Genomic DNA, 21581 nt, shown 5'->3' on the forward strand with positions numbered 1-21581 from the left:
AATAGATAAACGTAAAAAAGAAATATAAAGAGTAACTGCTATAAGGCAATGGTATGAAAAACCATTGCCTTATTTTTTGCAAAAGAGAGGGATTTACAAAAGTGCATTATCGGAGTATTTCGGATATACACGGAAGATATCGAAGATAGGGTTATGGTATAGTTAGCTTATAGAAAGCTTATAGGAAGCTTATACGAATCTTGGACGATTGGTATAGAAAGGGTATATAAGTAGTTAATAATGAGAGGGTAAGAGCAGATATTAAAAAGTTAAAAAATGTTAATTAAACGAAGAGTAAAGAGGGGAAAAACGAAAGTGAAGAGCGAGTTAGGAGGAGGAAGGTGATTTCAACTGGGGTGGTTATCCGTTTAAAAGGCGAAGGTAGGATAATGATAAGATAGGGTGAAGGTGAAGTATATTTAAAAAAATAATTTACACATTTGGTGTAGAAAAAAAGTGATATCCTTTGCTAATTATACTTTATTTTATATTTTTGCACCAAATTACATTATCTCATAATGTACCTATCTGCCAAAAAAGAGGTTATAACGTTATAGCAATAATTTGGTTTATAGGTGTTTAATTATTTCTTATAAGATGTCAGTAAAGCAACGTTTAACCTTATTTCTACTACTTTTAGCAGGATTCAGTGTTCAAGCACAAGTAACCCCTACGACCCAAACCGCTACGAGTACTCAAACTGAGACGACTGTGCGGAATGGCATTGGGCGTATAGGGTTAGAGCAACCTAAAAGCATTGTGCATCAGTATACCTATAACCCGACGCTCGACCGCTATGTATACACTGAGAAATTAGGAAATTACGACCTTTCTACCCCTATGTTTCTCACGGTACAACAATATGAAAACTTGGTGTTGCGTGAGCGTATGAAGGAATACTACCGAACTAAATTGGACGCCATAGGCGATACCCAAAGCAATACTGCCGATAAGAAAAAAACGCAACGCGACCTCTTGCCCGAATTATACGTAAATTCTGACTTTTTTGAAAGCGTGTTCGGGGGGCGCAATATAGAACTGATTCCGCAGGGAAGTGTAGGGGTAGATTTAGGCGTACGCTATACGCGCAACGACAACCCCGTAGTGAGTCCGCGTTACCGCAGTTCGTGGGGCTTAGATTTTGAACAGCGCATCAGCTTAGGGCTTACCGGTAAGATAGGTACACGCCTAACACTTAACGCTCAATACGACACACAAGCCTCCTTTGATTTCCAAAATGTATTTAAATTAGAATATACCCCTGATGAAGACGATATCGTACAAAAAATAGAATTGGGTAATATCTCAATGCCGATGTCTAACTCACTCATCACAGGTTCGCAGAGCCTTTTCGGGGTGAAGACAGAACTTAAATTTGGGCGTACTACTATCACGGGTGTTTTCTCTGAACAGAAATCGGAGCGAAAGACCGTAAGTGCCCAAGGCAGTGGCACTATTACAGAGTTTGAATTTTCGGCTCTTGACTACGACGAAAACCGCAACTACTTCCTCGCACAGTTCTTCCGTGATAACTACGACCGCGCTTTAGAAAACTACCCATTTATCAATAGTAAAGTGCAAATTACCCGTTTGGAGGTGTGGGTAACCAACCGCAATAGCCGTATGGGGAATATCCGCAATATCTTGGCTGTACAAGACTTAGGTGAACCCAAAATGGAGAATACACGTTTGGGAAATAAAGCAGGAGCCAGCTTCTTTAATGCTACCACCAATAATATGCCTGCCAATGGGGCTAACAAATACGACCCTACACGTTTGGGCACACCAAATTCGGTACTTACCAGCGCTATTCGCGATGTGGCTACGGTACAACAAGGTTTTGGCACGAACAGCTCCTACGTAAGTCAGGGTTACGACTACGCCGTTATAGAGAACGCTCGTAAACTTGAAGAGGGAGTGGACTATAAAGTAGATACCAAACTCGGTTATATATCGCTGAACACAGCCCTTAGTAGCGATGAGGTATTGGCGGTAGCTTATCAATATACCTACGGTAGCCAAGTGTATCAAGTGGGTGAGTTTGCCAACGACGGTATCTCGGCAACTACCAATCAGTTTTACGGAGGTGGTAACAATGCGATTACCAACAACCTTTTGGTGTTGAAGATGCTTAAAAGTAACCGCCTGAATGTGAAAGACCCTATTTGGGATTTGATGATGAAGAACGTGTATTCAGTAGGTTCAGCACAGCTTTCACCAGAAGATTTCCGTATGAATATCTTCTACTCCAACCCCTCCCCTATTAACTATATCGAAAAAGTAAACAATAACGGTTGGCCTACAGGATTGGAAGACCGCATTTTGTTAAATCTCTTCAACTTCGACCGCCTCAACAAATACAACGACCCTCAGCCAGGTGGTGACGGGTTCTTTGATTTTGTTCCGGGCATTACCGTAGACGAACAATACGGAAAAATATTCTTTACCAAAGTAGAGCCTTTTGGTGAATACCTCTACAACACCTTAGGTGGTGGTGCAAATTACGACGACCCTGCAACTTATAATGACAACCAACGAAAATACGTTTATACTTCACTATACAAAAATACGAAAACCCAAGCCCAGATGGACGGTGATAAGAATAAGTTCCAAATGAAAGGACGCTATAAGTCATCGGGTAGAAGAGGTATATCCTTAGGAGCCTTCAACATACCTCGTGGTTCAGTAACGGTAACAGCCGGTGGGCGTATACTGGTTGAAGGATTAGACTATTTAGTAGACTATCAATCAGGAATTGTGGAGATTATCAATCCGAGTCTTGAAGCGAGCAACTTGCCTATACAGGTTTCAGTAGAGAACAATCTGATTTTTGGAGGGCAAACCACCCGCTTTATGGGCGTGAATGTAGAACACAAATTCAACGATAAGTTTATCATTGGAGGTTCTATCGTGAACCTACGCGAACGACCTTATACCCAAAAGACCAGCTACGGGCAAGAAGCCGTAAACAATACTATCTTCGGTTTTGGAGGAACTTACTCTACTGAGCTACCTTTCCTAACTCGCTGGGTAAACCGTATTCCTACGATTAAGAGCGATGCGCCGTCGAATCTATCTATACGAGGTGAATTTGCTTACCTAAGAGCCGGTACCCCTAAGGCAGATGATTTTGACGGAGAAACTACCGTGTACTTAGACGACTTTGAGGCAGCGCAAGCCACTATTGATATGCGTTCGCCTCTTGCGTGGAAATTGGCGAGCACGCCTTTGGAATTTGGACAAGGCAGTGGTACAGCTTCACGCACCCTATACGGTAATGGGCCTGATGACCCCAATAACTTACGCAATGGTTATGGGCGTGCCAAACTGTCGTGGTATACCATAGACCCTGTGTTCTATTCAAACCAAAAGCCTTCGGAGATAAGTAGTAGCGAAATCTCTAAGAATAGTACGCGTCGTATTTTTATAGAAGAAATCTTCCCACAACAGCAATTAGCCCAAGGACAATCGTTAGTACAAACTACCTTAGACTTAGCTTATTACCCTAATGTAAAAGGTCCTTATAACAACGACCCAAGTTTTACTTCTCGTACTAAAAACGACAAATGGGCAGGGATTATGCGCGGTATGAGCTATTCGGATTTTCAAGAAAGTAACATAGAGTTCTTGCAGTTCTGGGTAATGGATCCTTATTATTCAGGTGAATACAGTGGTGATGGAGAATTGGTGTTCAACTTGGGAAATATATCAGAAGACGTACTTAAAGACGGTAGGAAACAGTATGAAAACGGCTTACCAGGACTTTCTTCTACCTCAAGTGTTAATACCTCTTCTTGGGGTAAAGTACCTGCGGCACAATCGCTGATATATGCTTTTGATGACAACTCATCTAACCGTGCTCTGCAAGATATAGGATTAGATGGACTCAACGACGCCGAAGAATCGAGAATATACAACAATAACGTAGCTACCTCACCTAACGACCCTGCGATGGATAACTACGAATACTTTTTGGCGCGTAGTGGTGGTATCTTAAACCGTTATTACAACTACAATGGTACGCAAGGAAACTCGCCTGTGGCAGTGACTAATACGAACAGAGGTTCGACCACAATTCCTGATTATGAAGATATCAACGGTGATTATACGATGAACACCGCCAACAACTACCTTGAATACAGAGTGCGTATTAAACCTAATATTACCACTGCTGACCCTTATGTGAATGATATTCGCGTGGTATCGGTAGAAGCACCTAACGGGCAACAAGTAAGTGCCCGCTGGATACAGTTTAAAATACCGATTGCCAGCGGTGAGATGTGGCGAGAAGGGTTCCAATACCCATTGAACAACAACGACAAGATGGATATCATCAACTCGATGACCCATATGCGTATGTACCTTACAGGCTTCCCTCAAGAAATGCTATTACGCTTTGGTACACTTGACCTTATTCGCGGTGATTGGCGTTATTACAACTACACCCTCAGCACTGATAAGGACGACCCAAGTGATGACGGCACCAAAGTAGAAATCAATTCAGTAAACTTAATTGAGAACGAAACCCGTCAGCCTATTCCTTACCGTATGCCACCAGGGGTACGCCGTGAGCGTATTAATACCAACAACACCTTGGTAGAACAAAACGAGCAGGCTTTATCTTACATAGTGGATAACCTTGAAAACAACGATAGTAGGGCGGTATACAAGGCAATGCGCTTTGACCTTCGACAATACAAGTATATCAAGATGTTTGTACACGCTGAAGCCTATAAGAACAAACCGCTGAGCGATAATCAGGCAGTGGCTTTCTTGCGGGTAGGTACTGACTTTAACGACAACTATTACCAAGTGGAAGTACCCTTACAGGTAACGCCTGCGGGTGCTTCGACAGAGCAACTGATATGGCCACAAAACAACCAATTGGTTATCCCAATGGACGTGCTCACCAAGTTAAAAGCTATAAGCATACGCAACCAAACAATGAGTGATGCGGTATACTACGATGCAAACTTCAATGTAGTACCTGAGAGTGCGCCACACGTAGCGGGACAAAACCGTTATGTAATCAAAGGGAATCCGTCGCTCGGTAGTGTAAGAGCCGTAATGATAGGGGTGAAAAACGTATCGGGCAGTAATGGACTGAGTGGGGAATATTGGTTCAACGAATTGCGTGTAGCCGAATTGGAAAACCACGGCGGTTGGGCAGCCGTAGGCTCTCTTGATGCGAATGCCTCTGAACTAATGAACATCTCGGCTACAGGACGTATGCATACCGTAGGTTTTGGAGCGGTAGACCAAGCTCCTAATCAGCGCGCCTTAGAAAGTACCCGCGAATACGATGTAATGATGAACATCAATGCGGGGAAACTGCTCCCTCCTAAGTGGAATATGCAAATACCGGTAGGCTTGAATCACTCGCAGAAACTCTCGACCCCAGAGTACGACCCCGTATATCAAGACATCAAATTAGAAGACCGATTGGACGTAGCACAAAACGCACGCGAGCGAGAAATTATTAAAGAACAAGCAGAAGATTATACACTAAGACGCGGTATTAACCTCATCGGGGTGAAGAAAAACTTAGGCGAAGGACAGAAAAACCGTATTTACAACATAGAGAACTTTACTTTTAACTATGCTTACAACGAGAAGAACCACCGCGATTACGAGTTGCGTTACGAAGATGAACAACAAGTGCGCGCAGGCTTTATGTACAACTATACTTTCAAACCTACTGCCGTAGAGCCTTTCAAGAAAAGTAGTAAGTTTGCTAATAAGCGCTATTGGCAATGGTTAGCAGATGTAAACTTGAACATTCTGCCTACCAGCATTATGTTCACTACTGATATCAATCGTTCTTTTACTAAGCAATTGTTCCGCGATGTACATTTTGATGGTGTGAATGCAAATCAGCAAAAAGCACTCCCTGAGCTACAACAGCGCAATTACCAGATGAATCACCAATACGCTATCAACTACAATTTGACTAAATCATTGCGATTGAACTTCAATGCTACTAATAACAGTATCATTCGCAACTACTATGTGTACGATGGCAATGGGGATATATCAGGCATTAATAAAGAAGTATCACTTTGGTCAGATTTCTGGGATTTAGGAACTCCAGACCACTTCTTCTCGAAGTTCCAAGTGAACTACGATTTGCCTTTTAGTAAGTTTCCTTTCTTTGAATTTATGAAAGCTAACTATACTTATTCTGGTGATTTCGACTATCAGCGCGGTTCACAAACTCTCTTACAGTTGGCACGCCAAGAAGTAAACACCTTGCAAAACGGCAATACGCATAACTTTACAGCAAACCTTACTTTCGACCAGCTGTATCGTTACTTAGGCGTAAAAGCTACTCCAAGAGGAGAAAAAGCCAGTGTAGCTAAAACTTTCTTGACAATGCTCAAAACAGTAGGAGTGAACTACTCAGTTACCAATGCTCGCACCATACCAGGATATACGCAACAAGTAGGCTTCTTAGGCACCTTTAAACCATCGGCAGGCTTTATGTTTGGTGACCAAACTGACTTACGTTATGAGATGGCAAAACGCGGTTACCTTACTGAATTCCCTGATTTCAACGACCAATACATCAAATCACAAGAGAAACAGCTGTTGCTTACGGCTAACTTGCAACCTATCCCTGATTTGCAAATCAATTTAAAAGCTAATCGTCAGTATACCGAGAACTATACTGAAACCTTTGAAGTGCGCAACTTTGTTTATAATCCATTAGTAGGCAACCAAGTGGGTAGATTTAATATTTCTACCAACTTGATAGCTACTACCTTTAATAAGATTGATGAATACAAGTCGGAAGCCTTTGAACGTTTCAAAGAAAACCGACTTACCGTAGCACGTCGTTTGGCTGAGGCGCGCGGTTTGAATCCAGCCAGCGTAGATGCAGAAGGTTACCCTATAGGTTATAGCAAAAAGAGCCAAGCAGTGATGATACCTGCTTTCTTTGCAGCCTATTCAGGAAGTAGTGCCAGTGGCGTATCGCTTGATGCTTTCAAGAATATTCCTATCCCTGAGTGGAATATACGCTATACCGGACTAATGCGCGTAGAGTTTATCAAGAATACTTTCCGTCGTTTCTCATTGGCACACGGTTATCGTGCCAGTTACTCGCTTAGTGAGTTCCGCACTAACTTAGAATATGAACCAGCTAACCCTAATAAAACGAACGTAGCAGGCGATTTTCTCAATGAGAAACTCTATTCTACTGTTACTCTCGCTGAGCAGTTCAATCCGCTTATTAGGGCAGATATGGAATTCAAAAACTCTATGAGCTTCTTGGCAGAATTCAACCGAGACCGTACTATTTCTATCAGTTTGGACAATGATTACCTGACTGAGATTCTCAAACGCGAATACAAATTCGGGGTAGGATACCGATTTAAAGATTTGCGTTTCGTTACCCGAGTAAATGGTAATCTCACTACCTTAAAGAGCGATTTGGTACTGAAAGGCACTCTTTCCTACCTCAATGAGTTTACGGTAATACGCAATATGGAAATATTCAACAACCAAGTAACGGCAGGACAAACCTCGTGGTTGGGTAACCTCACTGCCGAATATGCTCTTACTCGTAACCTTTTGGCATCGTATTATTTCCAATACAATTTCTCTAAATCAGCTATCTCAACTGCCTTCCCAATGACGACTATTCGCACAGGACTTTCAGTGAAATATACCTTTCAATAATTAGCTAATTTGGATACCTACAAAACCATAGCTACCTCGGTAGAAGAGGTGATTTTTAAGAAGAAAAGCAGTAAGTTTTTAGGCTATGCTTTCCCAATTACTTCTGAAGAGGAGATAAAGGTGCATCTCGAAGCTGTGAAGAAAGAACATTTCTCGGCACGGCATTGGTGTTATGCGTGGCAGTTGGGATATGGCACTACCCAGCGTTATCGCACTAACGACGACGGTGAACCTAACAATACAGCAGGGATTCCTATTTATGGACAAATACAGTCATTTGAGCTTACTAACGTACTGGTGGTAATAGTGCGCTATTTCGGAGGGATTAAATTAGGGGTAGGCGGATTGGTGCAGGCTTACAAAACTACTGCTCAACTCACCTTGCAAGAAGTAGAAATTGTAGAAAAGCGCATTACCGAGGAACTCATCATCAGTTTTGAATATCCACTGATGAACAAAGTAATGCGGGTAGTAAAAGAGCAAAACCTCACTATCAGTCATCAACTGCTCACTGAAAACTGTGTGCTACATTTAGCCGTACGACAAAGTGATTTTATAAAAGTAAAAGAGATTTTTAGTAATCTCTTTGGGGTACATATAATAGAAGAAGATTAGGGTGTTTCTTTTCTTGGGTGCTTACTTTCTATATGAGGATGGTAATATTGATTGCCTATTTGTATTTCCTCTTTAAGAATAACAAGAAAGAAATCAGAGTTTTCATTTTTCTAATACAAGTATAGGGTTTTCAGAGCGCATTGCAGGGCGCTTGGTCTCTAAGTTGGGTTTATAAAAACTATTATCAATCTTTACTATACATTCCTGCTCTGACTCTCCTCCCATAAAAGCTTCCCACTTACTCAGATGAACTGTCTGTAAGTTGTATTCATTACCTTTGTGGTCTATGAACAAAGGCGTAAGTCCTTCGTACACTAATATATAATCCCAATAGAGGGTACGCATTTCTATTTTGCTGTATACAGCAGGAATAAATAAATAAGGCTTTTTTGACGAAGAGTTAATATCATAGGTAAAATAGCCTACTTTATCACCTATCCCTAAATTATAACTTTTTCCACTACATCGTTTTTCAATATAACTATAAATAAGAGGTAAGATAGGTACTCCTGAAGGTTCTAAAAACCCGTAGCATCTTTCTTTTTGTGCTATAAACAAAGGGTGACTGTCTACTGATTTATCATACTGCAAAGCATCGTATTCTAAAGGAATGATCATCTGACCATTTTTATCAATCGTTCCCCACTTGCCTCCTTGTTCTACGATAAAGAAACCATCGGTATAGGCACTGATATAATCATATTGAGCAGGTATGAACAATTTTCCTCCCTTGTTGATACCATATTTACCATTTTCAAAAAAAGGAATCATCAGCTCTTCATCATTGATACGCTTATAAATATGCTTCAGTTTATAGGAATAACCTGTTCCTAATATAACTAATACAACCCCCTCATTATCTACATAAGTATCCACTCTCAAATTTCCTTCTTCAGTAGGGCGCAAACGCAACCGGTGAATATAAATCCTCATATAAATAGGAAAATAAGGTTCTATTTCACGAGCAGCATAATAGCGCCAAAAGCGCCGTTTTTGCTTACCTTTAAAGCCTCTTACTACAGGAATAGTTGAGTCATTAGCAATTGAGTCGTAAGTTACAAACAAAGAATCTTTTTTAAAATGCAACCGAAAGCTGTTCACTACTGCCTTTTGCTGTTGATATTCCAAAGGTACAAAAGGAAATTTACGTTCATTATCTCCTTCCTTTTCTTTAGAAAAAGCATAAAAGGGCACATCATTTAGCACCGTCATATCTACTGTTTTACAAGCGATAAGTAAGAAACATAAAATAAAGGGTAAGAGGAGTTTCATTGTTAAGAACTAGAAGTTAAAAACTTTGCCAAAGTTTTTCTATCTGCACGGCGCGCTCCCTTGACAAAGTTGAATATTATAGAGAGCTACACTTTCTTCACTATAAAGTAGTTTTTCTTTCCGCGTTGTAATAAGATAAATTTCTCATCTACAAGGTCTTTTTCCCCTATTTGATAGTCTTCACCTACTTTCTCTTTATTTACGGAAATAGAGTTCTCTTTCAAGGCACGACGTGCTTCGGAGTTAGAACTAATGAAGCCCGTTTTTGCTGAAAGAATGGCAATCATATCAAGTCCACCAGTAATATCGGCGGCACTTACTTCGGCTTGAGGTACGCCGTCAAACACTTCTAAGAAAGTTTTCTCGTCTAAAGTGCGTAAATCGGCAGAAGTAAAGTTACCAAAGAGGATTTGTGATGCTTTTTTAGCTTTCTCAAGCTCTTCGCGTCCGTGTACTAATAGGGTGAGTTCTTCAGCTAATTTGTTTTGCAATATGCGCAAGTGAGGTGCCTCGGTGTGCTGTGCGATGAGAGTATTGATTTCCTCTTTGCTGAGCATTGTAAAGATTTTAATATAACGTTCTGCATCGGCATCGGAAGTATTAATCCAATATTGGAAGAACTTATAAGGCGAAGTTTTCTCAGGGTCAAGCCATACGTTACCGCCTTCACTCTTACCGAATTTAGTACCATCGGCTTTAGTAATCAGCGGACAAGTAAGGGCATACGCCTTTCCTCCAGCAATACGGCGAATGAGCTCGGTACCAGTGGTAATGTTTCCCCATTGGTCAGAGCCGCCCATTTGCAAAGTGAGGTTTTTCTCACGGTAGAGATGCAAAAAGTCATAACCTTGCAAGAGTTGGTATGAGAACTCAGTAAACGACATCCCATCGGTATTCTCATTGGGGTCGAAACGTTTTTTTACCGAATCCTTAGCCATCATATAGTTTACGGTGATGTGCTTACCAATGTCGCGAATGAATGAAAGGAATGAGAACTCTTTCATCCAATCGTAGTTATTCACGAGTTCAGCACGATTAGGCGCAGTGCTTTCAAAGTCGAGAAACTTAGCTAACTGCTTTTTGATACCCGCTATATTGTGTACTAATACTTCTTCAGTGAGCAAATTGCGTTCTACCGATTTACCTGAAGGGTCGCCTATCATACCTGTTGCACCTCCTACAAGTGCATAAGGTTTATGACCGCAATTTTGAAAATGGCGCAACATCATCACACCCACCAAGTGACCAATATGCAGTGAGTCAGCAGTAGGGTCTATTCCCACATAAGCGGCGCGTAAGCCCTCCATAAGGTGTTGTTCCGTTTCAGGCATTATATCCTGAATCATACCGCGCCAACGCAATTCTTCTATAAAATTCTTCATTAGTTTTGTTCGTTTATAATCTATTTGGGTGCAAAGGTACGAAAAAAGTAAAAACACTCTTTTCTTCTTGCTAAAGTTCTAAATAAGTAAGTATAAATATCTGTATGTAGTTGATTTTTCTTCGGTTTAGGTTCGTTCTTTGTTCGTTCTTTGTTCGTCTTTTGTTTATCTGCCTGTGCGGCTCGCACCTGCCTGTGTGGCTCACTCCTATACCCTAAGCTTATTGCTCAAACGATTGCATTTCCACTAACTTTTTATACATACCGTTCTTTTGTATCAGTTCAGTATGGGTACCCTGCTCTACTATTTGCCCTTTTTGCATTACTACTATTTGGTCAGCATTTTGGATTGTTGAAAGGCGATGTGCAATCACTACCGAAGTGCGGTTCTTCATCATATTTTCTAAGGCATTCTGTACCAAACGCTCGCTTTCAGTATCAAGTGCCGAAGTTGCCTCATCGAGTACCATTATAGGTGGATTTTTCAGCACTGCACGAGCAATACTAAGACGTTGTTTTTGTCCGCCACTCAGTTTACTACCTGCATCGCCTATGTTGGTATCGAAACCCTTGGGAAGGTCTTTTATAAATTCATAAGCATTAGCTATCTTAGCCGCTGTCACTAGTTCTTCATCAGTAGCATCGGGCTTTCCTATCAGCAGATTGTTCTTTACCGTATCATTAAAAAGAATAGAATCCTGCGATACCATCCCTATGAGCTTTCGCAAGGAGGCAGTTTGCATATCTTTTACATTCACCCCATCAATAAGTACCTCTCCCTGATTTACATCGTAAAAACGAGTAATAAGATTCGCAATAGTGCTCTTGCCACTCCCCGATTGTCCTACTAAGGCAATTGTCTTTCCTTTAGGTATTTCCAAAGAAAAATGACTGAGTACTGGCAGTTCAGCATACGCAAAAGTAATATCTTTCAGAGCTACAGCAGTGGTAAAATCAGAAATTACAACAGGATTTTCACACTCTTTAATAGGATTCTCGTAATCAAGAATTTCCAAAATACGTTCGGCTGCTGCATTCCCTTTTCGCATATCGTATGATGCCTTACTGATAGCCTTTGCGGGGGTGAGAATATTGTACGCCAATCCCATAAAGGCAATGAATTGAGTGCCCTCTAATGTTTTATCTACCAACACTAACGAGCCTCCAAACCACAGCAAAATAGCAATCATCAGGATACCGAGAAACTCACTCATTGGCGACCCTAAGTTCTGACGGTTCATTACCTTATTGCTCAATCGGTTAAAAGTATTGCTAGATTCCTTAAATTTCTTAGAGAAAATACCCTCAGCATTAAATGCCTTTATAACGCGCAATCCGCCTATAGTCTCTTCTATGAGCGAAAGAAATCGTCCTTGCTCTTGTTGTAAAGCTATTGAATTCTTTTTTAGTGATTTGCCTATCCTCGAAATTACTGCCGCTGCAATAGGAATAAATACAAAGGTAAATACCGTGAGCTTCACGCTAATACCTAGCATAACCAAAATAGAAAAAAGAATAGTAAGAGGTTCTCTCACAAAAGCCTCCAATCCCGAGAGCAATGAGTATTGTACTTCGTTTACATCACCTACCATACGCGACATAATATCGCCTTTACGCTGTTCTGAGAAAAATGCTATCGGTTGGCTTACAACTTTTTTATAAAGTGCATCACGCAAATCGCGTAATACACCATTGCGAAGGTAAGTGATGAAAAAAGAAGCTAAATAGCTAAACATATTCTTCAGCAAGAAGAGTGAAATTACCAAAGCAATCACTATTCCAAGAGCCCAAATAGTATTTTCTCCCGCAAGGATTCCTACTTTGTAGTTTAAGTAGGCTTTACCATAACTCCCTAAATCCAACAAATTACCCGAATATACAGGAGCTTCAGCTACTGTTTGCGCTTTGCCAAAAAGTACATCAAGCATCGGGATAAGTGCCACAAACGAAAGTGCACTAAAGAGTGAATAAAGAATATTGAAAAATATGTTCAGTATTGCCTGTTTCTTATAAGGCAATATATAAGGGATAAATCTCTTGAGTTTCATCTTATTTCTTGTATTTCTTAACCGTTTCGTCCCTTCTTAGCTTTTGATTATCGGTATACACAAACTTAGGAACGAAATAGATTTGGCGAGGCACTTCGTATTTCAGTATATCTTTATCCATATAAATATCGTGTGCCAAAGTAGGGTAATCCTTCTCCTCTCCCTGTACGTAAAGCACTGCACGTTGCCCTAACTCATCATCAGGTTCTTTAGTAATAAAGTAATCACCTTTGATGTACTTCTTAATCTTGTGCTCTACACTTTCTGGAAAGACTTTAAAGCCTCCCGAATTGATAATATTGTCAAAACGCCCTAACCACTCAAATTCGCTATGCGATATGAGATTTACAATATCATTAGTAATCACAGGGTGGTCGGCAATCAAAGGTGCATTTATTACCAAACAATTGCGGTCGTCTTGGGTAAACGTAACATTAGGCATTGCTTTATAGGTAGTTTCGTGCTCCATCGTGTGATTTACCCTGCGCATCGCAATATGCGAAATGGTTTCAGTCATTCCGTAAGACGAATACACTTCTGTGGGAATATTCTGCAATTTAGCCTCTAATTCTCCATCAATAGAAGCTCCTCCTAATATTACCTTCTTCACACGAGGCAAATCAGTAAGAGATTTCGCCGCTTGCAAAGGTATCATTGCACAAAAATCATAATCCTTACTGGTAAGCGATAAAGGCATAGACGAAGGGCGAATGATATCAAGGTGTAAACCTAAAATAATGGCACGAATAAGCATCATCTTACCTGCAATAAAGTCAGCTGGCAAACACAACAAAGCACGATTCTTAGGTGAAAGATTAAGGTATTCACCCGTAGCCAAAGCCGAATTAACCATCCCTTGTTTCTTGAGGTGAATTTGCTTAGGAATACCGGTAGAACCTGAGGTTGTCGCTTCTATATAATCCCTGTCGTCAAGCCAATCCAAAAGAAACCTCCCCACCGATTTGCGGTAAGGCAGACCATCTTTCACGTAGGCTACCGCCAAGATAATAAGTCGTTCTCTATCTATAGGAAATCCATTGATTCTAAAATCTTTATGTACAAATTTGTAGTCTATTTCGTTCATCTTAAATGTAATATTGTTTTAATAGCAGTGGCAAAGCTACAATAATTAAACGAAATGAGCAAAATTAAATGTAAAATCTTATATTTTCATCGTTACAATTCGCCCTCATTGGGATTGTCGGCAATTACCAAACCATCGCTCTATTCTCATTTTATCTTTCTATTACTTTCGCCTCGAAACCTCGTTTTTAGCACTTTTAACCTTGCTATATTACAGTATAAATCAACTACTTATATACCCTTTCTATACCAATCGTCCAAGATTCGTATAAGCTTCCTATAAGCTCTCTATAAGCTAACCCCACCCTCCTTACACCCTTTTTTCATCAAAAACCCCTCTAATCATCTTTTGATATTCTTCGTTTCCCTTCGATGATTCTGTGTCTCTCCAAAAACTCTAATGTGTCCTTTTTGCGACACACACTTTGGCAAAGCTGATTCAATTGATAATCAATTTAAAGACAATACAAACTATTATTGAAAATAACCTATTCTGTAAAATATACTTTACTCAGAAAATATTTCTATAGTTTTAGCCTTTTGCAACCCAATTATTCATCTAAAAATAATAATGATTATGAGCCTTTTATAAAAAAACAGAAAAAATATTTTGTCTTTTCCCCTTCTATATCAAAAATATTTTCTAATTTTACCCCCAATAAATTTATAAAAGTATGTATGCATTAGACCGTATTGATTTAGCACTTTTAGATGAATTACAACAAGATAGCAAACAATCTATTAAAAAATTATCCGAAAAAGTAAGCCTATCAATCACTCCAGTTCACGAACGTATCAAACGATTAGAATCACTAGGAATAATTCAAAGATATGTAGCGGTAGCCAATCCTAAAGCTCTCGGAAAAAAATTGGTAGCTTATTGTCAAGTAAAACTTCTTAAGCATAGTGCCGAATTATTTAATGAGTTCGAAAAATATATAAGCACTTTAGATGAAGTGTTAGAAGCCTCGTATATGGCAGGAGGCTACGACTTCCTGCTAAAAGTTATGCTCAACGATATGGAAGATTATCAGAGATTTGTAGTACACAAAATATCTAAATTAGAAATTATCTCTAACATTCAAAGCTCTTTCGTAATACAAGAAATCAAGAACACCTCTATGATTAAATGTCTACGTGAGGAAGCTGAAAAAAACTAATTAAAAATGCACATAGCAATTGCAGGAAATATAGGAGCTGGCAAAACTACCCTTACCTCTCTATTAGCCAAACACTACCAATGGGAAGCCCATTTCGAAGATGTGGTAGATAACCCTTATTTAGATGATTTTTATCACCAAATGGAGCGCTGGAGTTTTAATTTACAAATATACTTTCTAAACAGTCGCTTCCGACAGATTTTGGATTTTAGAGAGAAAGGGAATAACATCATTCAAGACCGCACTATTTACGAAGATGCTCACATCTTTGCCCCTAACTTACACGAAATGGGACTGATGAGCTCTCGTGATTTCGATAATTACAAGTCTCTATTCGCTCTGATGGAGCGCCTTGTTCTCCCACCAGACCTACTGATTTACCTCAGAAGCTCAGTACCTAACTTAGTAAACCAAATACAAAAGCGCGGTCGAGATTACGAAAATACAATCTCGATAGACTATCTTAACCGCCTCAACCAGCGATACGAACAGTGGATAAAAAGTTACGACAAGGGGAAACTACTCATTATAGAAGTAGATAATATTGATTTCGTAAACAACCCTGAAGATTTAGGTGAAATCATCAATAAAATAGATGCTCTCCTCTACGGATTGTTCTAAAATAAAAAAGACACCCACAATAGTGAGTGTCTTTTTTATTTTATCTTTTATTCGTTATTAAAAGAATTTGTTTACGTGGAAAGCAACCAAACCATCGATTGGTTTTCTTAGCACTGTACCCAATTTAAGATTGTTTTCTGTCAATATTTCTTCCAAAATATCTTGGAGGAAGAAAGCAATACTACCTACAAAGTTGATAGGCACTTCGTAACGGTCTTCATACTGAGAAATCCAGTGGTCTACAAATAGTTGCATACCTTTTCTCACCATCTCACGGCAATATTCGTGATTCTTATTTTCTACTACGAATTTCGCAAAAGTAGCCAAGTAACTGTTAGGGTTTGGCATCTTGTACAAATGATTTTTAATCACATCTGAGCCCAATTCATATTGGTTTTCAAATTTTTGTACAAGGTCTGATGGCATTTTCTTAAAGTAATAGTCGATAATCAATCGCTTGCCATAAAAGTTCCCACTTGATTCGTCCATCAAAATATAGCCTAATGAATCTACTGCTTGGTATAATTCTTTACCATTCCAATAAGAGCAGTTAGCACCTGTACCTAAGATACATACGATAGCTTTATCGGTGGGAGCTGTAGTGGCAAACACAGCTGCATAAGTATCTTCTTTCACATCTATTTTAGCGTTTTTGAAGATAGTTGCCAAACTGCGTTCTACAAAGTAACGAATGCGTTCAGTACCACAACCAGCACCATAGAAATAAACTTCTGATACTGAATTTCTGTTCTCAAACAATTGATAATTGGTGGTAATACGCTCTACGAGAATTTCTTCTGTAAGAACTTCAGGATTTAACCCTAAAGTTTGAGTAAAAAATATTTTTTCACCTTTGCTATTTAAGGCTGTCCAATCGGCCTTAGTAGCTCCACTGTCTACAATTAAAATCATATCGTTTCGGTTTTATTAAGTTGTTTACTATTAAAAAAGGTGAGTATGCCTCCATAGGCAACTCACCTTTTTTCTTTATGAATTACAATTTAGCAATGTGCTGTGCTAAATCTACCAATTTGTTTGAATAACCAGTCTCGTTATCGTACCAAGAAACTACTTTGAAGAAGTTAGCACTCAAACCGATACCAGCTTTTGCATCGAAAATAGAAGTGTTTTTGCAACCTACGAAGTCTTGAGAAACTACAAGGTCTTCAGTGTATCCAAGTATACCTTTCAATTCACCTTCTGATGCTTTTTTCATAGCAGCGTTGATTTCCTCTAAAGTAGTTGATTTTTTAGTGCGAAAAGTCAAATCTACTACTGAAACATCGGCAGTAGGTACGCGGAATGCCATACCTGTAAGTTTACCATTCAATTCAGGGATTACTTTACCTACAGCTTTAGCAGCACCGGTAGTAGAAGGAATGGTGTTGCAAAGTGCTGAACGTCCACCTCTCCAATCCTTTTTAGAAGGACCGTCTACAGTTAATTGTGTAGCGGTTGTAGCGTGAACTGTAGTCATCAAAGCTTCTTCGATACCGAAGTTATCATTCAATACTTTAGCGATAGGCGCCAAGCAGTTAGTTGTACAAGAAGCGTTAGACACGATAGTATCAGTAGGTTTTACTGATTTGTGGTTCACACCCATTACAAACATAGGAGCATCAGCTGATGGAGCAGAAATAACTACTTTTTTAGCTCCTGCATTAATATGAGCTTGTGCTTTTTCTAAGGTAGTGAAGATACCAGTACATTCAGCAACTACATCGGCGTGTACTTCGTTCCATTTAAGGTTGTTAGGATCTTTTTCAGCAGTGATACGCACTTTTTTGCCATCTACTACTAAGTGACCATTTTCTACTTTCACATCACCTTTAAAGGTTCCGTGAACTGAATCGTATTTCAAAAGATAAGCGATGTAATCTACATCCAAAAGGTCGTTAATACCAACGATTTCTACGTCGGCTCTTTCATAAGCAGCACGGAATACGAGACGTCCAATACGTCCGAAACCGTTAATTCCAATTTTTACTGACATAATTCTCTTTTAATTTAATTTATTCGTTATTTAATTTTAAGTTTGTTACGTTACTAAGTTGCCATTATTTCGGCTACACGGAGGAGTTCTGTATCTATTTTAGAACTGCCTTTGATAGCTTTTTCAAGCGGAGTGAGTTCCATTTTGTTGTTACGGATTCCTACCATATAGTTAGATTTTCCTTCAAGGAGTGATTCTACTGCTTTTACCCCCATACGGCTTGCCAATACGCGGTCGAAGCAAGAAGGAGCACCTCCACGTTGCATATGCCCTAATACTGATACACGCACATCGTAATCGGGGTGGTGTTGTTCTACATATTCTTTAAGTTCGAATACGTTTTTACCTATTTTATCGCCTTCAGCAACCACTACCAAGCTGGAAGTTTTACCAGTCCTACGACTTTTTTCCAAAGATTCAAGTAGCTTTTTAAGTCCTATATTCTCTTCTGGAATCAAGATTTCTTCAGCACCTGCCCCTACTCCAGAGTTCAAGGCGATGTGTCCCGCATCACGCCCCATTACTTCTATGAAAAACAAGCGGTTGTGGGAGCTTGCGGTATCTCTAATCTTGTCGATAGCCTCAATTACAGTGTTGAGAGCGGTATCATATCCCAAAGTAAAATCAGTACCATAGATATCGTTATCGATAGTACCAGGGATTCCCATTACGGGGAAACCAAATTCTTTGTTGAACAAGAGTGCCCCAGTGAAAGAGCCATCACCTCCTATTACTATCAAAGAATCTACCCCTGCAGCTTTTAATTTTTCATAAGCTGTCTTGCGCCCTTCAGGAGTTTTAAAATCTTTAGAGCGGGCTGATTTCAAGATAGTACCTCCTCTATTGATAATATCTCGAACGCTACGTGCGTTCATTTCTTCAAAATCGCCTTCTATCATTCCCTGATAACCACGATATACACCTACCACTTCGATGTTGTGGTATGCACAAGTACGTACCACTGAACGAATGGCGGCGTTCATACCAGGAGCGTCTCCTCCTGATGTTAATACTGCTATTTTTTTTACTGACATTGTCTGTTTTTAATTTTCCGCCTCAAAAGTACAAAATATTTTTGATATAGCAATAATTTTATGTGTTTTTTTTAACACTAAAAAATATAACTATTTAGTTTATTAGGAATTAGAAAATAGGTGTTAAAAGTTAGTTTTATAAAAATCTTAATGTTTGTTGTATTCCTTTAAAGCTTCACCTAATATGTGAATGGCTTTTACTATCTTCTCCTTCTCGAGCACATAAGCTATACGCACTTGGTTGCACCCTAAACCTTTGGTAGCATAAAAACCTTCGGCAGGAGCCAACATTACCGTTTCGTTATTTACTGAAAAATGGCCTAAAAGCCATATACAGAAGTCTTCTGCATTTTCTACAGGCAATTCGGCTATACAATAGAAAGCTCCCTTAGGCATCGATACACGCACACCTTCTACTTTTCGAAGTTCTTCAATGAGCACGTTCCTACGCTGAGTATATTCTTTTAGTACCTCTTCAAAATAAGTTTCGGGTACATCAAAAGCGCGTTCGGCTCCTATTTGTGAATAAGTAGGGGGAGACAAGCGTGCTTGAGCGAACTTCAAAACAGACATCATCACATCCTTATTCTTAGAAACTACCCACCCGATGCGCGCTCCACACATACTGAAACGTTTAGATACCGAATCTATCATTATAGCATTTTGTTCAATACCTTCTACTTGCATAATGGAATAATGGGTAGCATCATCATATACGAACTCTCGGTATACCTCATCGAAAATGAGGAAAATATCGTGTTTTTTAGCTATTGCTGCCAATTGCAAAATTTCTTCTTTAGAATACAAATAGCCTGTAGGATTTCCGGGGTTACAAATGAGAAAAGCTTTGGTTTTAGGAGTTATCTTTTTCTCAAACTCTTCTATAGGAGGTAAGGCAAAGTTATCATCAAAAGAAGACGTAATAGGCACACACACTGCATCAAAGGCTTCTGAGAAGCTAATATAGTTCGCATAGTAAGGTTCTGGAATGATAATTTCATCATCGGCATTGGCAACAGTAGCAATTACATAGGTAAGAGCTTCAGAACCTCCACAAGTGATGATAATATCACTACTTTCTACCTTAATATCGTGTTTTTTGTAGTATTCCACCACCTTTTCTCTAAGAGAATCAATTCCCTCACTTTTTGTATATTCCAATACCTTAGGGGTAAAATCTTTGACTGCTTGAATAGCTATTTCAGGGGTTTTAATGTCAGGCTGACCGATATTGAGGTGATAAATAGTCTTCCCTTCCTTAGCTGCTTTTTCAGCGTAAGGGGTCAGTTTTCTAATGGGTGACTGAGGCAATATTTGCGCTCTATGTGATATTGTAGGCATCTTTTTAATTATTAATGGTTAATGAAAAATTAGCAAATTAGCCAATTTGTCAATTAACACATTGGCTAATTGATAAATCGGCTAATTATCTTATTTTTTTGCTACTAATTCAGCAATGCGAATAATCACTTCGGTAGCTTTTTCGAGGTTTTCTACGGGCACAAATTCGTATTTACCGTGGAAATTATGTCCGCCTGCAAAGATATTAGGGCAAGGCAAGCCCATAAAGCTAAGTTGAGAACCATCGGTACCACCGCGGATAGGTTTAGTAATAGGAGTAATACCTAATTCTTTCATCGCGCGTTCGGCTACTTCTACAATATGCATCACAGGTTTGATTTTTTCACCCATATTGTAATATTGGTCTTTTATTTCGGCTACTGCCACATTAGGGATTTGCTTGTTAAGGTCGTCTACAATTTGCTGTACTACAGCTTTGCGTTTGTTGAAAAGGTTTCGGTCGTGGTCGCGGATGATAAGCTGTACTACCGTATTTTCTACATCTCCAGAAATATCGGTAATGTGATAGAATCCTTCGCGACCTTCGGTGCGCGCTGGAATCTCATCGGTTGGTAATGCATTGATAAACTGAGTAGCTACGAGCATTGAGTTTATCATTTTGTTTTTGGCAGTACCAGGATGCACGTTCTTTCCTTTGAAGTGAATTTTAGCCCCAGCTGCATTGAAACTCTCATATTCAAGTTCGCCTATTTGTCCGCCGTCCATTGTATAAGCCCAGTCGGCTGCGAATTTTTTCACATCGAATTTATGTGCTCCACGTCCTATTTCCTCATCAGGGGTAAAGCCTACGCGTATTTTGCCGTGTTTGATTTCGGGGTGTTGTACGAGGTATTCCATAGCGGTTACAATTTCGGCAATCCCCGCCTTATCGTCAGCTCCTAAGAGGGTCGTACCATCGGTTGTGATAATGGTATTGCCTTTGTAGAGCAACAAATCCTCAAAATAAGAAGGTGATAACACTATGTTTTGTTCTTTATTGAGGACGATATCTCCCCCATCATAATTTTCTATAAACTGTGGATTTACGTTTTCACCAGAGAAGTCAGGTGATGTATCGAAGTGAGAAATAAAACCAATGGTAGGCACTGGGTAATCTACATTCGATGGCAACGTAGCCATCACGTAGGCGTTTTCATCTACAGTTACGTCTTGCAAACCAATGGCTTTCAATTCTTCTACCAATAGGTTTGCCATATTCCATTGTTTTTTGGTGCTAGGAGTTGTTTCGCTCTCAGGGTTGGACTGAGAGTCTATTTTTATATACTTAATAAAACGGTCTACTAAATTTTTCATTATATTATAGTTTTTAGTTATTTCTTCTTATTGTTAATT

General features: G+C 39.5%; 13 protein-coding genes. 4 read left to right on the forward strand and 9 right to left on the reverse strand.

What is annotated here, in order from left to right:
* Positions 1–597: 597 nt before the first annotated feature.
* Complete coding sequence (gene sprA / locus C3V44_RS04195; protein WP_106095644.1) at positions 598–7680, forward strand: cell surface protein SprA; 7083 nt, start codon at positions 598–600, stop codon at positions 7678–7680.
* Between the two features lie 9 nt (positions 7681–7689).
* Positions 7690–8295 carry a YigZ family protein gene (locus C3V44_RS04200; RefSeq protein ID WP_009410036.1) on the forward strand — a complete coding sequence of 202 codons (606 nt, stop codon included), beginning with the start codon at positions 7690–7692 and terminating at the stop codon, positions 8293–8295.
* A gap of 102 nt (positions 8296–8397) precedes the next feature.
* Here C3V44_RS04200 and C3V44_RS04205 read toward each other — a convergent pair whose 3' ends face one another.
* The 4 genes from C3V44_RS04205 to C3V44_RS04220 all read right to left on the reverse strand — a co-directional run bounded on the left by C3V44_RS04205 (position 8398) and on the right by C3V44_RS04220 (position 14080).
* Positions 8398–9567: a WG repeat-containing protein gene (locus tag C3V44_RS04205; protein WP_254425470.1), complete on the reverse strand. Its 1170-nt coding sequence runs from the start codon at positions 9565–9567 to the stop codon at positions 8398–8400.
* A gap of 86 nt (positions 9568–9653) precedes the next feature.
* Positions 9654–10949, reverse strand: a complete 1296-nt coding sequence (tyrS, locus tag C3V44_RS04210; protein WP_106095645.1) for a tyrosine--tRNA ligase — start codon at positions 10947–10949, stop codon at positions 9654–9656.
* 220 nt (positions 10950–11169) lie between these two features.
* On the reverse strand, positions 11170–12996 hold the full coding sequence (locus tag C3V44_RS04215; protein ID WP_106095646.1) for an ABC transporter ATP-binding protein: 1827 nt from the start codon (positions 12994–12996) through the stop codon (positions 11170–11172).
* A gap of 1 nt (position 12997) precedes the next feature.
* Positions 12998–14080: an AMP-binding protein gene (locus C3V44_RS04220; protein ID WP_002671241.1), complete on the reverse strand. Its 1083-nt coding sequence runs from the start codon at positions 14078–14080 to the stop codon at positions 12998–13000.
* A gap of 673 nt (positions 14081–14753) precedes the next feature.
* Between C3V44_RS04220 and C3V44_RS04235 the strand changes: the two genes are divergently transcribed.
* Together C3V44_RS04235 and C3V44_RS04240 are read left to right on the forward strand one after the other, a co-directional pair.
* On the forward strand, positions 14754–15239 hold the full coding sequence (locus C3V44_RS04235) for an Lrp/AsnC family transcriptional regulator (RefSeq protein ID WP_106095648.1): 486 nt from the start codon (positions 14754–14756) through the stop codon (positions 15237–15239).
* Between the two features lie 6 nt (positions 15240–15245).
* On the forward strand, positions 15246–15860 hold the full coding sequence (locus C3V44_RS04240; protein WP_002671237.1) for a deoxynucleoside kinase: 615 nt from the start codon (positions 15246–15248) through the stop codon (positions 15858–15860).
* A gap of 57 nt (positions 15861–15917) precedes the next feature.
* Here the strand turns inward: C3V44_RS04240 and C3V44_RS04245 are convergent, their stop codons facing one another.
* The 5 genes from C3V44_RS04245 to pepT form a co-directional block, all read right to left on the reverse strand.
* Positions 15918–16772, reverse strand: a complete 855-nt coding sequence (locus C3V44_RS04245) for a hypothetical protein (protein WP_002671235.1) — start codon at positions 16770–16772, stop codon at positions 15918–15920.
* Positions 16773–16854: 82 nt separating this feature from the next.
* Entirely contained in the window at positions 16855–17853 is a 999-nt protein-coding gene (gene gap, locus C3V44_RS04250; RefSeq protein ID WP_009410045.1) for a type I glyceraldehyde-3-phosphate dehydrogenase, read from the reverse strand.
* A gap of 53 nt (positions 17854–17906) precedes the next feature.
* A complete protein-coding gene (pfkA, locus tag C3V44_RS04255) occupies positions 17907–18887 on the reverse strand; it encodes a 6-phosphofructokinase (protein ID WP_106095649.1) in 981 nt (326 codons plus the stop codon).
* Between the two features lie 147 nt (positions 18888–19034).
* Positions 19035–20228 (reverse strand): pyridoxal phosphate-dependent aminotransferase, encoded by a 1194-nt coding sequence (locus C3V44_RS04260; protein ID WP_106095650.1) that lies wholly within the window; start codon positions 20226–20228, stop codon positions 19035–19037.
* A 90-nt stretch (positions 20229–20318) separates the two neighbouring features.
* Positions 20319–21542 carry a peptidase T gene (gene pepT, locus C3V44_RS04265; protein WP_106095651.1) on the reverse strand — a complete coding sequence of 408 codons (1224 nt, stop codon included), beginning with the start codon at positions 21540–21542 and terminating at the stop codon, positions 20319–20321.
* Between the last annotated feature and the right edge of the window lie 39 nt (positions 21543–21581).

The organism is Capnocytophaga sp. oral taxon 864 (assembly GCF_002998835.1).
GTDB classification, from domain to species: Bacteria; Bacteroidota; Bacteroidia; order Flavobacteriales; family Flavobacteriaceae; genus Capnocytophaga; species Capnocytophaga ochracea.